This window comes from Fulvimarina pelagi HTCC2506 (assembly GCF_000153705.1).
GTDB classification, from domain to species: Bacteria; Pseudomonadota; Alphaproteobacteria; order Rhizobiales; family Rhizobiaceae; genus Fulvimarina; species Fulvimarina pelagi.
The window spans coordinates 2,602,321-2,616,697 of the sequence record NZ_DS022272.1; the positions used below are offsets into that span (position 1 = coordinate 2,602,321).

General features: G+C 62.1%; 13 protein-coding genes and 1 pseudogene. 10 read left to right on the forward strand and 4 right to left on the reverse strand.

The features are described from left to right. Positions 1-69: 69 nt before the first annotated feature. From cyoA to FP2506_RS12240, 5 genes and pseudogenes are all read left to right on the forward strand, one after another. Positions 70-1,173: a ubiquinol oxidase subunit II gene (gene cyoA / locus FP2506_RS12220; protein WP_050765076.1), complete on the forward strand. Its 1,104-nt coding sequence runs from the start codon at positions 70-72 to the stop codon at positions 1,171-1,173. Positions 1,174-1,242: 69 nt separating this feature from the next. Beyond that, positions 1,243-3,246, forward strand: a complete 2,004-nt coding sequence (gene cyoB, locus FP2506_RS12225; protein ID WP_007067811.1) for a cytochrome o ubiquinol oxidase subunit I — start codon at positions 1,243-1,245, stop codon at positions 3,244-3,246. Between the two features lie 3 nt (positions 3,247-3,249). Further along, positions 3,250-3,876, forward strand: coding sequence for a cytochrome o ubiquinol oxidase subunit III (gene cyoC / locus FP2506_RS12230; protein ID WP_007067812.1), 627 nt, complete (start codon positions 3,250-3,252; stop codon positions 3,874-3,876). 5 nt (positions 3,877-3,881) lie between these two features. Continuing rightward, positions 3,882-4,268: pseudogene (cyoD, locus tag FP2506_RS19210) on the forward strand (cytochrome o ubiquinol oxidase subunit IV); the annotation flags it as partial. A 454-nt stretch (positions 4,269-4,722) separates the two neighbouring features. Next, entirely contained in the window at positions 4,723-5,481 is a 759-nt protein-coding gene (locus FP2506_RS12240; RefSeq protein ID WP_040489849.1) for an SURF1 family protein, read from the forward strand. 28 nt (positions 5,482-5,509) lie between these two features. Here the strand turns inward: FP2506_RS12240 and FP2506_RS12245 are convergent, their stop codons facing one another. From FP2506_RS12245 to FP2506_RS12260, 4 genes are all read right to left on the reverse strand, one after another. Then, the gene (locus FP2506_RS12245) at positions 5,510-6,370 is read right to left on the reverse strand and encodes an amidohydrolase family protein (RefSeq protein WP_007067815.1); all 861 of its coding nucleotides are present in this window, start codon (positions 6,368-6,370) and stop codon (positions 5,510-5,512) included. Beyond that, positions 6,367-7,506, reverse strand: coding sequence for a mandelate racemase/muconate lactonizing enzyme family protein (locus tag FP2506_RS12250; RefSeq protein WP_007067816.1), 1,140 nt, complete (start codon positions 7,504-7,506; stop codon positions 6,367-6,369). Before FP2506_RS12250 ends, FP2506_RS12245 begins: the two co-directional genes overlap by 4 nt. Next, entirely contained in the window at positions 7,503-8,411 is a 909-nt protein-coding gene (gene kdgD / locus FP2506_RS12255) for a 5-dehydro-4-deoxyglucarate dehydratase (protein WP_007067817.1), read from the reverse strand. Before kdgD ends, FP2506_RS12250 begins: the two co-directional genes overlap by 4 nt. A 123-nt stretch (positions 8,412-8,534) precedes the next feature. Next, positions 8,535-9,287 (reverse strand): FadR/GntR family transcriptional regulator, encoded by a 753-nt coding sequence (locus FP2506_RS12260; protein ID WP_007067818.1) that lies wholly within the window; start codon positions 9,285-9,287, stop codon positions 8,535-8,537. Positions 9,288-9,445: 158 nt separating this feature from the next. On the opposite strand from FP2506_RS12260, the gene FP2506_RS12265 reads away from it, so the two are divergent. The 5 genes from FP2506_RS12265 (at position 9,446) to FP2506_RS12285 (ending at position 14,210) form a co-directional block, all read left to right on the forward strand. Beyond that, positions 9,446-10,441, forward strand: a complete 996-nt coding sequence (locus FP2506_RS12265) for a TRAP transporter substrate-binding protein (protein WP_040489850.1) — start codon at positions 9,446-9,448, stop codon at positions 10,439-10,441. 137 nt (positions 10,442-10,578) lie between these two features. Further along, positions 10,579-11,127, forward strand: coding sequence for a TRAP transporter small permease (locus tag FP2506_RS12270; protein WP_007067820.1), 549 nt, complete (start codon positions 10,579-10,581; stop codon positions 11,125-11,127). Continuing rightward, complete coding sequence (locus tag FP2506_RS12275) at positions 11,128-12,405, forward strand: TRAP transporter large permease (protein ID WP_007067821.1); 1,278 nt, start codon at positions 11,128-11,130, stop codon at positions 12,403-12,405. A 9-nt stretch (positions 12,406-12,414) separates the two neighbouring features. Then, positions 12,415-13,209 (forward strand): NAD-dependent epimerase/dehydratase family protein, encoded by a 795-nt coding sequence (locus FP2506_RS12280; RefSeq protein ID WP_007067822.1) that lies wholly within the window; start codon positions 12,415-12,417, stop codon positions 13,207-13,209. A 335-nt stretch (positions 13,210-13,544) separates the two neighbouring features. Next, positions 13,545-14,210 carry a YiaD family glycine zipper/OmpA-like lipoprotein gene (locus FP2506_RS12285; RefSeq protein ID WP_007067823.1) on the forward strand — a complete coding sequence of 222 codons (666 nt, stop codon included), beginning with the start codon at positions 13,545-13,547 and terminating at the stop codon, positions 14,208-14,210. Positions 14,211-14,377: the final 167 nt, after the last annotated feature.

Here is a 14,377-nt window from a genome sequence, read left to right on the forward strand (position 1 = left end):
TGGCAGTCAATGGCTGGCACCGGCCGGTATTGCCGCACGTCCCTTTAAGATCTTCGCGGGTGTGGTTCCTTGCGACATTTCACTTTGTTTACCGTCCTGTCGCTTCCTCTACTTCTGAGCGCCTGCGGCGATTTGGTCGTCCTGTTCCCGGACGGGGACATAGCGGCCCGCCAACGTGACATGATGCTGATCGCGACGGGCCTGATGCTGCTCATCATCGTACCCGTCATCGCGATGACGTTCTGGTTCGCCTGGCGCTACCGGGCGGCCAACAAGGCGGCGCGCTACGAGGCCGACTGGGACCATTCGACCAAGCTCGAGCTCGCGATCTGGGCGGCGCCGCTGCTCATCATCATCATTCTTGGGGCGGTGACATGGGTAGGCACCCATCTGCTCGACCCTTACCGACCGCTCGACGAAATCACCACGAGCGAAACCGTCGATACTGAGGGTGAGCCGCTGGTCGTCGAGGTGGTGGCGCTGAACTGGAAGTGGCTCTTCGTCTATCCGGAATACGGCATTGCCACGGTCAACGAGCTTGCAGCGCCCGTCGACCGCCCGATCCGCTTCGAGCTGACGGCCGAGTCGGTGATGAACGCTTTCTACGTGCCGACCCTTGCCGGGATGATCTACGCCATGCCCGGCATGGAGACCAAGCTCCACGCTGTCGTCAACAAGGAAGGCACCTACGACGGCTTCGCTTCGCATTACAACGGTGCCGGCTTCTCCGACATGCGCTTCAAATTCTACGGCCAGACGCCGGAGCAATTCGACGCATGGGTCGAAGAGGTACGACAGGCGGACGACGAGTTGAATCAGCAATCCTATCTTCGGCTTGCCTATCCGAGCGAGGCCGATCCGGTTCGCTATTTTTCCTCGGTGCAGCACGGTCTTTACCAGCGCATACTTGGCATGTGCGTGCAGGACGGGAAGATGTGCGTGCAGGAGATCATGAATATCGACAACAGCGAAAGCAGCGGCGAGGAGGAACACGTGGACGTCGACAGGCTGCGCTATGAGACCTTCCCGATCGACGAGTTCGGAGGTCATTCGCCTCAGGGTGCCACAGCACCTGCCTCGGGCCGCATCCCACACACCGATCGCATGCTCGAAGGCGATCGCGAAGATGGTGCGGGCTCTATCGCGCCATCCCAGTTGAACCGGTCACATTGAACGTGCGCCACGCCGAGTGCGGCCTGGAAGTGGGCCGAAACGGAGACTTAATCGGTCGGAGATCCTGATATGCTTGCCAATACCGATCTTTCCCGCTTTATCTTCGGACGGCTCACACTCGATTCGATCCCCTATCACGAACCTATCCTCATCGTGACCTTTCTTGGCGTCGTGGTACTCGGCGGGGCCCTCCTTGCGGCCGTCACCTATTACCGGTGGTGGGGCTATCTCTGGCACGAATGGATCACCAGCGTCGATCACAAGCGGATCGGCGTCATGTACATCATCCTCGCCATCGTCATGCTGTTGCGCGGTTTTGCAGACGCGATCCTCATGCGAACGCAACAGGCGATTGCCTTCGGCGGCAACGAGGGCTTCCTGCCGGCGCATCATTACGATCAGGTGTTCACCGCGCATGGCGTGATCATGATCTTCTTCGTCGCGATGCCGATGATCACGGGCATCATGAACTACATCATCCCCTTGCAGATCGGCGCGCGGGACGTCGCTTTCCCCTTCCTGAACAATTTCTCGTTCTGGATGACCGCCGGCGGAGCGATGCTGATCATGATCTCGCTCTTCGTCGGTGAGTTCGCTCGTACCGGCTGGCTCGCCTTCCCGCCTCTATCGGGGGCCGAATTCAGTCCAGGAGTCGGCGTCGATTATTATATCTGGGGCCTTCAGGTAGCCGGCGTCGGAACGTTGCTGTCAGGCGTTAATCTGCTTGTGACTGTCATCAAGATGCGCGCGCCGGGCATGACGATGATGCGTCTGCCGGTTTTCGTCTGGTCCTCGCTCTGCACAAACGTCCTCATCGTCGCCGCTTTCCCCGTACTGACCGCCGTCCTCACTCTGCTTTCGCTCGACAGATATGCCGGTACCCATTTCTTCACGAACGATATGGGCGGCAACTCGATGATGTACTTCAACCTCATATGGATCTGGGGTCATCCGGAGGTCTACATCCTCATCCTGCCGCTGTTCGGCGTTTTTTCGGAAATTACCTCGACCTTCTCGGGCAAGCGCCTTTTTGCCTACACCTCGATGGTCTACGCCCTCGTCGTGATCACGATCCTCTCCTACCTCGTCTGGCTCCACCACTTCTTCACCATGGGCAATGGCGCGACTGTCAACTCCTTCTTCGGGATCACGACCATGATCATCTCGATCCCGACAGGCGTGAAAGTCTTCAACTGGCTCTTCACCATGTATGAGGGACGCATAAGGTTCGAACTGCCCATGATGTGGACGATCGCCTTCATCGTCACCTTCGTCATCGGTGGCATGTCCGGCGTACTTCTAGCTGTTCCGCCGGTCGATTTCACCGTCCACAATTCGCTGTTCCTGGTGGCGCACTTCCACAACGTCATCATCGGCGGCGTGCTCTTCGGCTCGTTCGCGGCCATCAATTACTGGTTCCCCAAGGCCTTCGGCTTCAAGCTCGATGTCTTCTGGGGCAAGGTCAGCTTCTGGTGCTGGGTCGTCGGCTTCTACTTCGCCTTCATGCCGCTCTACGTGCTTGGCCTGATGGGCGTGACCCGGCGACTCCGCGAGTTCGACGATCCCTCGCTCCAGATCTGGTTCGTCATCGCCGCGTTCGGCGCGGCACTGATCGCCGCGGGCATCGCCGCACTGCTCCTCCAGTTCTATGTCTCGGTGCGAGACCGAAAAAAGCTGATCGATGCCACCGGCGATCCATGGGACGGCCGGACGCTGGAATGGGCAACGTCCTCGCCGCCGCCGCAGTACAACTTCGCCTTCACACCGATCGTTCGCGACCTCGATGCCTTTACCGATATGAAGCGCAACGATTTCAGGCGGCCGGGAGACGGCTTCAGACCAATCCATATGCCGAAGAATACCGAAGCCGGAGTGATACTCGCCGGACTGTCTACGGTCTGCGGCTTCGCGCTGATCTGGTACATCTGGTGGCTCGCCGCCCTCAGCTTCTTCGGGCTAATCGGCTACGCCATCTGGCACAGCTTCAACTACGACCGGGACTATCACATTCCGGCCGATGAGGTCGCCGAGACGGAACAGGCCTACGCGTCCCTCGCCGCAGGAAGGAGCTGAGGAATGGCGCATGCGGCCAACAGCCAGAACGCTCCGCCGGAATCTTTTTTCGAACTGAACGAACACGGGCACGAGACCGGGTCGAGCACAATGCTCGGCTTCTGGATCTACCTGATGAGCGACTGCCTCATCTTCGCAGTGCTGTTCGCTACTTATGGAGTGCTTGGCGCGAACTACGCCGCGGGGCCGCGCCCGGAGGATATCTTCGAATTGCCGCTACTAGCCGTGAACACGGCAATGCTGCTCTTCTCCTCGATCACCTACGGCTTCGCGATGATTGCCATGCAAGCGCGGCAGACGAAGATGGTCCTCCTCTGGCTCGCGGTGACGGGCGTCTTCGGCGCGCTCTTCCTCGGGATCGAGCTCTACGAGTTCGGCGTCTTCATCGGCGAAGGCGCGTCGCCCCAGCGTAGCGGCTTCCTGTCGGCCTTCTTTACCCTTGTCGGTACGCACGGGCTGCACGTCACCTTCGGCATTGTCTGGCTGGTCACCCTCATGGTGCAGATCCAGAAATACGGTCTTATCTCCGCCAATCGCCGGCGCATCATGTGTCTATCGATGTTCTGGCATTTTCTCGACGTCGTTTGGATCGGCGTCTTCACGTTCGTCTACCTCATCAGGATGATATGATGGGCATCACCACCAACGCACCGGCCTTAGACAAAGCTCCGGACGCACACGGAAGTCATGGCGAAGGCGGAGAAGCCCATGCAACCCTCAGCGGCTATCTGACCGGCTTCGGGCTTTCCGTTGTTCTGACGGCGGTCCCGTTTTGGCTGGTCATGGCGCGGCCGATCGAGGACGGTGTGACGACAGCGCTCCTCGTTGTCAGTCTCGCGGTCGCTCAGATCTTCGTCCACATGATCTATTTCCTCCACATGGATGCCAAATCCGAAGGCGGTTGGACGATCATGGCGCTGATCTTCACCGCCGTTCTGGTGATCATCACCATATCCGGCTCGCTATGGGTTATGTTCCATCTCAACCGCAACATGATGCCTATGGGCGACATGCAGATGGAGGAACCGGCGGAAAGGGCGCCTATCAATCAACTCGCTCCGATCGGCGGGGGCGAAGACGACGAGATGCCCGAAGCTCCAATGCCGCCACCGCTGCCTGAAAACGGTTCCGCGGAAGACGCTGCAGGAGCACCGGCATCCGAACCGAACATACAGAATATGGAACCGGCCGCCGAGAGCGCTCTCGAGCCCCAAGCTTCGGCGAGTCAGCGGCCACAGGCTCCGGGGAGCGGGTCGTCCGAACCCGCAACGCAGCCCGAAGGCTCGGCGAATGGCAATTGAGGTAACGATGCCTGCGACGACAGGATCGGGCTGTCCCTCGTAATTACCGATACCCACTCCCGCGACGGTTCTTGCCTCTATCTTCTGCCATCGAACGGGTGAAGACAGACCCATGGCCAAGAGCGACGACAACGCGGTAAAAACAAGAGCGGAGCGTTCTTTTGAAAAACCGCGAATGCTTCAGACGCTCCTCGTCGGATGCCTCGCGACGGCGCTTTTCACGGTCTTCGTCGGGCTCGGAATCTGGCAGATCGAACGGCGCGACTGGAAGCTCGATCTCATTGCCGCGGTAGAGGAGCGGGCGAATGCCGACTCCGTGAAAGCACCCATGCCGGAGGCGTGGCCGGACCTCAGCTTCGAGGGCGACGAATACCGGCGTGTCACCCTCGCCGGCCGCTTCCTCGCAGGGGCCGACACCCTCGCCCGGGCGACGACGGACTACGGGTACGGCTACTGGCTGATGACGCCGCTTAATGTGGACGGTGGCTACACCGCCTTCATCAATCGGGGTTTCGTGCCGTCCCGGGAAATCGCCGGGGAGATCGCACCGCCCGCGGGCGACGTCGTCGTCACCGGCCTCCTGCGCATGAGCCAGCCGGGCGGCGGGTTCCTCAGGTCGAACGATCCGGCAGCAGGCCGCTGGTATTCGCGCGACGTCGAAGCGATGGCCGAGGCCGAAGGCATCTCCTTACCGGTCGCGCCCTTCTTCGTCGATGCGGAGACCCCTGTTTCGGCGACATCAAGCGCGGAGTGGCACGTCGCGGGATCAGCACCGACCACTGCAACGCGCTATCCGATAGCCGGCCTTACGGTCACGAGCTTTCGCAATTCGCATCTCGTCTACGCGCTGACCTGGCTCGCCCTCGCCGCGCTAACCCTTCTCGGCGCCGCCATCCTTGTCCGGCGCAGAATGGCGCGGGGTAAAGGTCGCTGAGACGGTCAATCGCTGTCAGGGACGAGGCTCAAGGAAAATCGAACAGGGCTTCGGGATTCTCGACGAGGATCGTCCTGCGGTCCGCCTCGCTTTCGATCCAGCCGATGACGGTCTCGACGAGCGCTGCATCGTCGGGGTATTCGGCGGTGGTCTTCGCCAGATTGTGCGGCCAGTTCGTGCCCCAGAGGATGCGTTCGGGGGCGTAAGTGGCAAGATCGCGGGAGATCGCGGCGATATCGGCGTAGTCTGGCCCACCGCTTGAAGAAGACTCGTAGCAGCCGGCGAATTTGAACCAGCAATTGCCGCGATCGATCAGGGTTTTGACGGCGGCGATTTCGGGCGAGTCCGCCGTGGTGCCGGAGAAGAACTTGCCATGATGATCGATGATGAAGCGGCTTTCGATCTTCGACAGCAACGGCATATGCTCGAGGATGTGGCTGCCATCGAACTGCACGGCGACGACCCAGCCTATCGCTTTGGCTTTCGCGTCGACCGCTTCGAGCCCTTCGAGGCCGACCGCGCCGCCGGGGAGATCCATGATCCGCCCGCCGCGCACGCCGGCCTCGTGAAGACGCCGAAGCTCTTCGTCCGAGGTCGAACCGTCGATCACCGCAACGCCCCGTGCGACATCGCCCAACTCGGCAAGGCAGGCGATGAGGTTCTCGTTGTCGCCCTGGTGGGCGTTGCCCTGGGTAACGACGACCCGGTCGATGCCGAGCCAATCCATCACCTTGCGATAATCGTCCGGGCTCGGCAGACCTTCGGGCAGCGGCGGTCCGGGCTCGATTGCGGGATAGCCCGGCAGGAACATGTGCGTCTGCGTATCCACCGCGCCCTTCGGCAGGTTGATCGCGGGCTTTTCGCCGGTATAGGTCCGCTCGATCGTCATGCCGCGTCCTTCAGGCAAAATTCCTCGATCGCGTCGCGGTTCGGCGTAAAGCCGATGCCGGGACGGTCGGGGATCGCGAGCATGCCGTTCTCGTGCTCGAAGGGCGTTGCCGCGATCGCCTGACGGAACGGGTTGGGTGTGCGGTCGAATTCGAAGATCGGCGCGATCGCGTCCCGGCGCGGCGGATCGGGCAGGAGCGCCGCGCAGAATTGCAGCGAGGCCGCGATCTGCACCGCAGTTCCCCAGACATGAGGGATCAGTCGCACGCCGTGGAGCGCCGCCATGTCGGCGACCCGGCGCATTTCGGTGAAGCCGCCGACGCCGCAGAGGTCGGGCTGGACGATGTCGATCGCGCGTGTCTCCAGCGGTTCACGGAAGCCAAAACGACCGTGCCAGGTCTCGCCGCCGGCGACCGGAATCGGCTGGCCGGCGCGAACCGCGCGATAGGCCCCGAGCTGTTCGGGAATCACCGGCTCTTCCAGCCAGTCGATATCGTAGTCCGCCGCTGTTTTGCCGAGGCGGATCGCCTCCATCACGTCATAGCCGTGATTGGCATCGACCATCAGCCGCGCCTCCGGCCCGATCGCCTCGCGCACGGCCTTGATGACCTCCAGATCCTGGGGGACGCCGAAGCCGATCTTGATTTTCACCGCATGGAAGCCCGCCGCGATATGGGCGGCGCATTCTTCCGAATTGTCGCTCACCCGGTCGACGCCGTCGCGGCGGAAGGAGCCGGTGGCATAGGCCTTGACGCTCTCGCGCATCCGCCCGCCGAGCAGTTTCGCGACGGAAACGCCGAAGCGTTTGCCCTTGATGTCCCAGAGCGCGACGTCGATGCCGGAGAGGGCCGTCACTGCGAGGCCGCGCTGACCCTGGTCGCGGAAGAGATTGTAGAGTTCCTGCCAGAGCTTTTCGGTCTCCAGCGGATCGCGGCCGATCAGCCGTGCGCCGTAGGCTTTGACAACCGCTGCATTGGGAAGGGCTGGGCCAAGGCATTCGCCCCAGCCGGTCGTCCCGTCGTCGCAGGTGATCTCGACGAGGCAATGCTGGCGCCGATCGAAGCGCATGGACGCGCTTTCGAAGGGCGTGTCGAGCTTGTGGTCGAGGATATGCGTTTCGACGGAGGTAATCTTCATAGGGTCTTGGCGCGCTCGATCAGGTCTTTCAGCATGGCTTCCTCCTCGCCCGTCAGATCGGTCAGCGGCGGGCGCACCGCACCGGCCTCGAAGCCGACGAGCCGCACGCCCGCCTTGATGGCCGAAACCGCGTAGCCTTTCTGCCGATTTCGGATCGCCATGTGGGGATAGAAGAACTCCTTCAGGATCGTCTCGGTGCGGGCGCGGTTTCCGGTGCGCAGATTGTCGTAGAAGTCGATCGCGAGCGCCGGTACGAAGTTGAAGACCGCCGAGGAATAGGTCGTGAAGCCCGCGCCGAGATAGGCGTCGGCGAAGAGTTCGGCGGTCGGCATCCCCCCGAGATAGGTGAGCCGATCGCCGGCCGTCGCCGTGATCTGGCGCACAAGGCCGATATCGCCCGAACCGTCCTTGAAGCCGACGAGATTGGGGCAGGCCTCACAGAGCCGCATCAGGGTGTCCGCCTGAAGGATCGCATTGTCGCGGTTGTAGACCATAACGCCGATGGAGACCGCGTCGCAGACCGCCTTCACATGGGCGTAGAGGCCCTCCTGCGGTGCATCGATCAGGTAATGAGGAAGCAGTAGGATGCCGTCGGCTCCTGCCTTCTCCGCGGCCTTCGCCAGATCGACGGCGATCGTCGTCCCGTAACCGCAGCCGGAGACGATGGGGGTATCGCCGGCCGCCGCCTTCGCCGCCCTTACGATGGCTGGCACTTCCTCCGGCGACAGCGAGAAGAATTCGCCGGTTCCCCCTGCAGCGAAGAGCGCCGAAGCGGGAAAGCCCGAGAGCCATTCGATGTGCTTGCGATAGGGCTCTTCCGAAAAACGTCCCTCCGCATCGAATGCGGTGACCGGGAAGGAAAGGAGGCCGGCACCGAGGGCGGCTTTGAGGGCTTGCGGGTCCATGGAAGAGCGGTCCAAGTCGGGGATCAAGTCAAATCATCGAGTCGGCGGCGATCATAAATCGTCGCATGCCCCTGTCAACAACCTGTATGATAAGTTGGCGAGAGCCCACGTCGACTCGAAGGCTCAGGTGCGGCGCAGAAGGCGCCGATAGCGCGACTGGCTTCCTTTCAGATGCTGCCTCATTGCCTCCCGAGCCGCTGCCTCGTTCTCCGCAGAGATCGCATCCGCGATCTGCCGATGTTCGGCCTGGATCTGATGCAGGTAATCCGCTGGCGTACGCTCGTTGCGATTGTCCTGCAGGGCGCGGCGCGGGATGACTCCGTGACCCAGCATTTCGAGAAATTCGCGAAATCGGCCGTTGTTCGTCGCATCGGCGATGGCGAGGTGCAGCGCGAAATCCGCGTCCGTCGTCGCCTCGCCGGCGGTGATCAGTGCCTCGATTGCCTCGCACCCTTCGTGGATCGCTTCCTCTTGCGCAGGCGACCGTCGCTGACTTGCAAGACCCGCCGCCTCGATCTCCAGTGCCGCCCGCACCTCCAGTATCTCGATGACCGAGCTGATGCGGGACGGATCCACCCCGTTGAAGCCGGGCGCATTCGGGGCGCTCGTCGCGATGACGAAGACGCCCGCGCCCTGCCGCGATTCCACGAGACCGTCGGAGCGTAGAGAGGCGATCGCCTCACGGACGACGGTACGGCTCACATCATATTGCGTCGTCAGCGCCGCCTCGCTTGGAAGCTTTTGCCCGACTGGAAAGCGACCGGAAAGGATGATCTGGCGGAGATCGTCGCTGACCTTCGCGACGAGATTGCCTCGGCGCGTGCCGGTGCGCCGCTCCGTGCCGACGCTGTTTTCTCTCGTCAGAATCTTACTCAACGCCCGACTCCTTGCGGTGCCCGCCCCGTGTTTCGGCTTACCCTACCCCGGCAGGTACGATACCCGCCATCAGCTTGACAACTTGTATGATGAATGCATCATGGCGCCACGAAAGATATCTGACAATAGTCGGTCTTTTCATCGGGAGGAGAACCATCATGACCCTACAGTCCCTTTTGCGCACGACGGCACTCGCGAGCGCGGTAGCCCTGACCTTCGCTTCAGCCGCGAACGCCGCCGATTGGCGCGGCTGGAACATCCATCCGGAAGGCTACCCGAACACCGTCGCCCTCGAAAAATTCGCTGCTGACGTCACCGAGCGCACCGAGGGCCGCGTCTCGGCCGAAGTCTTCTCGAATGCGGTCCTCGGTGACCAGCCGGACGCGATCGATCAGGTACGCAATGGCGCGCTCGATTTCGCAAACTTCAACCTCGGCCCGATGGGCGAGTTCGTGCCCTCGATCAACGTCCTCTCGCTGCCCTTCCTCTTCACCGGCGTAGACCAGATGCATGCGGTGATGGACGGCGAAATCGGTCAGCGTTTCTCAGACGACATGTCCGAGGAAGGCATTGTTGCCCTTTCCTGGTTCGATTCCGGCGCGCGTTCCTTCTACGACACCCAGCGGCCGATCCAGCAGCCTTCCGACCTCGAAGGGCTGAAGATCCGCGTCATGAACAACCAGCTCTATGTCGACATGGTCGACCAGCTCGGTGGCAACGCGACGCCGATGGCCTATGGCGAGGTGTACCAGTCCATCAAGACAGGCGTTCTCGATGGTGCGGAGAACAATTTCCCGTCTTTCGAGAGTTCCAATCACTACGAGGTTGCGAAGTATTATTCGCTGACCGAGCATTTGATCCTTCCCGAATGCGTGTGCATCTCGAAGGCGAGTTGGGACGCCCTTTCGGAAGAAGATCAGGAAATCGTCCGGCAGACGGCGGTCGAGGCTGCAGAGGAACAGCGCCGGCTCTGGGCCGAGCGTGAGAAGGAAAGCCGCGCGAAGGTCGAGGAAGCCGGCGTCGAGATCAACGAGATCGCCGACAAGGCCGCCTTTCAGGATATGATGAAGCCGGTTTACGACGGCTTCTTCGAGAGCAATCCGGATCTGCAGTCGCTCGTTGAGGACATCCAGTCCACGCTGGCCGAAGGCTGAGCCCTTCGAGCTGGCCGGCGACCGCCCGGAACGAGGCGGGCGGTCGCCTATCGTTCGCGAACTCCCTCCCCCTCCGCCCGGTGCGATGTGCTATCCATCGCATCGAACCGCCTACATTCAACGCCCGGCAGCCGATCATGAGCCACGCCTCGCTGTCTTCCGCCGAACCCGAGACGGGGCCGAACCTGCCCGCCTCGCTCGCGCGGGTGAAGCAGGGGCTCGACTGGATCGCGGCCGGCTGCATGGCGATTGCCAGTGTGATGATGGTGATCCTGATCGCGATCTTCGGCTGGCTGGTGTTCGGGCGCTACGTCCTCAACAACACCCCAACCTGGGTGGAGCAGGCCGCTCTCCTTCTCATCGTTTGGATCACCTTTCTGGGTGCGGCTGCCGGCGTTTGGCGTTCCACCCATCTGTCGATCGACTTCGTGCGCGAGGCGATGCCAGCGTTGCCGCGCGACATACTTCGCGTTCTCACCGATGTCGGCCTCCTGATCTTCGGTGGCTACATGGCCTGGTACGGCGCGACGCTCGCCCTCAACAACATTCGCCGCACGGTGCCGATGCTCGGCGTTTCGGAGGGCTGGCGCGGCATGCCGCTCAGCCTGTGCGGCGCCTTGGTAGTGATCTTCGCCCTCGCAAAGCTCGCGATCCACGTCTTCAACCTCACCCGAAAGTCCGGCTGAATGGGCCTCATTCTCCTCTTCGGCACCTTCCTGGCCGCGATGATCGCGGGCGTGCCGGTCGCCTTTGCGCTGGGACTCGCGACCCTTGCCGGCTTCATCTACGAGGGCATCCCGCTCTTCGTCGCCTTCCAGCGGATCATGTCGGGCATCTCGGTCTTCTCGCTGCTCGCGATCCCGTTCTTTATCTTCGCCGGCGATCTGATGATGCAGGGAGGCATAGCGGCCAGACTCGTCAGGCTGGCGGCCGCCGCCGTGGGCGCACTGAGAGGTGGTCTCGGCCTCGTCAATGTCTCGGCCTCGATGCTCTTCGGCGGCATCTCCGGTTCGGCCGTCGCCGACACCTCCGCGCTAGGTTCGATCCTGATGCCGGTGATGAAGGAGAAGGGCTACGACGCGGATTATGCGGTGAACGTCACCGTCACCTCTTCGGTCGCCGGTGTCGTCATTCCGCCCTCCCACAACATGATCCTGTTTTCGGTCGCGGCCGGCGGCGTCTCGGTCTCGCAGCTCTTTATCGCCGGCGTCGTCCCTGGCATCCTGATGTGCATATGCCTTGCAATCGCGGCCTATATCGTCGCCGTGAAACGCGGCTATGGCGGCGAGGCATTTCCGGGTTTTGCAGCTCTCGCGACCAGCTTCGTCGTCGCAATTCCGGGGCTTTTCACCGCCGTCATCATCGTCGGCGGCGTCCTCTCCGGCGTCATGACGGTCACCGAGTCCGGCGCCTTCGGCGCGATCTACGCGCTTCTCGTCACCGTACTCGTCTATCGCGAACTCTCATGGGAGGGCTTCAAGGCGGCTGTCCTCAACTCGGTGAAGACGACGAGCCTTGTCATGATCCTCGTCGCGACAGCCTCGGCCTTTGCCTATCTCCTCGCGCTCTACCGCGTGCCGGAGACCCTCGCCGGATCGCTGACCGCGATCTCCGAGAACCCGATCATGATTTTGCTCATGCTCAACGTGATCCTGCTCGCGCTCGGCATGATCATGGATATGGCGGCGCTCATCCTCATCTGCACGCCGATCTTCCTGCCGGTCGTGCGCGATCTCGGCATGGACCCGATCCAGTTCGGCATCGTGATGATGATGAATCTCGGCCTCGGCCTCTGCACACCGCCGGTGGGGGCTTGTCTTTTCGTCGGCTGCGTCATCGGCGGGGTGAAGATCGAACAGGCGGTGAAGACGATCTGGCCGTTCTACCTCGCTATCCTCGTCGCCCTCATGCTGACGACCTACGTCCCCGCCATCTCGATGGCGCTCCCGAACCTCTTTCAGTAGGCGAGACCCATGCTCGAGAAACTCCTCATTACAGGCGCGGGCGGTGGGCTTGGCGCGCTCTTGCGCGGCAACCTTTCGGATGTCGCGAAGACCGTCCGCCTCTCTGATATCGTAGACATCGGTTCGCCCGGCGCAAAAGAGGAGGTCATCTCCTGCGACCTCTCCGACCGCGACGCGGTCAAGGCACTGGTCGAAGGCTGCGACGGCATCCTCCATCTCGGCGGCGTCTCTGTCGAGAAAAGCTTCGACACAATTCTTCCTGCCAATATCGTCGGCGTTTACAATCTCTACGAAGCCGCTCGCGCCGCCGGCATGCCGCGCATTCTCTTCGCGAGCTCCAACCACACGATCGGCTATTACACCCAGGACACCCACCTGACCGCCGACGTGCCACTCCGGCCCGACGGTCTCTACGGCGTCTCCAAATGCTTCGGGGAGGCAATCGCGAACCTTTACCACGACAAGTTCGGCCAGGAGACGGCGATCGTCAGGATCGGCTCCTGCTTCGCCGAACCAAGGGACCACCGCATGCTCTCCACCTGGATGAGCCCGAGCGACTTCGTCTCGATGATCGAATGCGTCTTCCGCGTCCCGCGGCTCGGCTGTCCGGTCATCTGGGGCGTTTCTGACAATGATGGCCGCTGGTGGGACAATTCCGCCGCCGCCTATCTCGGCTGGCGGCCGAGGGACAATTCGGAAGCATACCGCAGGAAGATCGACGCCGAACAGGCGCGGCCTGCTCCCGATGCACCTGACGCCGTATACCAAGGCGGCAAGTTCACGGCGGAGCCGATCCACAGCTGAGACCAGGCACTCAAGCGAAGTTTAGAAAGTCTAGGTGAAGAGTACGAATGTCGGACGAGTCCCATCCGGTAATCCGCTCTGGGTCGATCGAAATCGGTTGCCGCCCTTGCTGCCGGGACACGAGCCATACCATCGGCGCGTCTTTTCGCCCTTTCCACTAAAAGCTCTCACGCCCCACCGTCGTTGCGCGGCTGCAACGCATTCAGCCTGAGTTCACGGCTCAACGAATAGCCGTATTTGCGACACGCGCGCTCTCTAGACGCGAGTTCGGGAGGCCGCGCATGCAAGAACGCGACGGCCGCACAATTATAAGATCATGCTGGAGCGTTGAGAGAATGATCAAGAAGATCACCGCCGTCCTCTGCCTGTCCGTTGCCATGGGCGGCTGCACGACGGACCCCTATACGGGCGAAATGAAGATTTCGAACACCCTTGGAGGCGCAGGCCTGGGTACCGGCCTCGGTGCGGCCGGAGGCTATCTCGTCGCGCGCGCGACAGGCTCGGACGAAGCGACCGCTGCTGCAATTGGTGCGGGCCTTGGCGGGCTCGCGGGAGCCGGGATCGGCGCCTACATGGACAACCAGGAAGCTCAGCTTCGCCAGCAGCTGCAAGGCACCGGCGTTTCGGTTACCCGCGTCGGCGACCGGATCATACTGAACATGCCCTCGAACGTCACCTTCCCGAGTGACCAGTCGCAGATCCTGCCAGGCTTCTATCCGACGCTCGATTCCGTCGCGATCGTCCTGCAGAAGTTTGATGAGACCATTGTCAACGTCTACGGGCACACCGACAGCCAAGGCGGCGACGGCTACAACCTCTCGCTCTCACAACAGCGCGCATCGTCGGTTAGCCAATTCCTGGCGAGCCGCGGCGTCAATCCCAATCGCCTGAACACGCAGGGTTATGGCGAGAGCCAGCCGATCGCCGACAACTCGACCGAAGCCGGGCGCGCTCGCAACCGCCGCGTCGAAGTGCAGATCTCGCCGCTCTCAACGCGCTGAACCTGGGGGCGCAGGCTCATGTGAATGAGCCTGCACCCCAAGGTGCAGCGCGTTGCGAGCGGCGAGATCTGCACTTCGACGCGGAGGTTGCGAGCGCGCCCGGCTTCGGTCGAGTTGTAGGAGATCGGGTGGCTCTCGGCATATCCCTGCGTGTTCAGGCGATTGGG

What these genes read in the sequence shown, in the direction of transcription:
- cyoB (WP_007067811.1), top strand. Translation starts at nt 1,243, where the DNA reads ATGCTTGCCAATACCGATCTTTCCCGCTTTATCTTCGGACGGCTCACA.
- cyoC (WP_007067812.1), top strand. Translation starts at nt 3,250, where the DNA reads ATGGCGCATGCGGCCAACAGCCAGAACGCTCCGCCGGAATCTTTTTTC.
- FP2506_RS12240 (WP_040489849.1), top strand. Translation starts at nt 4,723, where the DNA reads ATGCTTCAGACGCTCCTCGTCGGATGCCTCGCGACGGCGCTTTTCACG.
- FP2506_RS12245 (WP_007067815.1), bottom strand. Translation starts at nt 6,370, where the DNA reads ATGACGATCGAGCGGACCTATACCGGCGAAAAGCCCGCGATCAACCTG.
- FP2506_RS12250 (WP_007067816.1), bottom strand. Translation starts at nt 7,506, where the DNA reads ATGAAGATTACCTCCGTCGAAACGCATATCCTCGACCACAAGCTCGAC.
- kdgD (WP_007067817.1), bottom strand. Translation starts at nt 8,411, where the DNA reads ATGGACCCGCAAGCCCTCAAAGCCGCCCTCGGTGCCGGCCTCCTTTCC.
- FP2506_RS12265 (WP_040489850.1), top strand. Translation starts at nt 9,446, where the DNA reads ATGACCCTACAGTCCCTTTTGCGCACGACGGCACTCGCGAGCGCGGTA.
- FP2506_RS12270 (WP_007067820.1), top strand. Translation starts at nt 10,579, where the DNA reads ATGAGCCACGCCTCGCTGTCTTCCGCCGAACCCGAGACGGGGCCGAAC.
- FP2506_RS12275 (WP_007067821.1), top strand. Translation starts at nt 11,128, where the DNA reads ATGGGCCTCATTCTCCTCTTCGGCACCTTCCTGGCCGCGATGATCGCG.
- FP2506_RS12280 (WP_007067822.1), top strand. Translation starts at nt 12,415, where the DNA reads ATGCTCGAGAAACTCCTCATTACAGGCGCGGGCGGTGGGCTTGGCGCG.
- FP2506_RS12285 (WP_007067823.1), top strand. Translation starts at nt 13,545, where the DNA reads ATGATCAAGAAGATCACCGCCGTCCTCTGCCTGTCCGTTGCCATGGGC.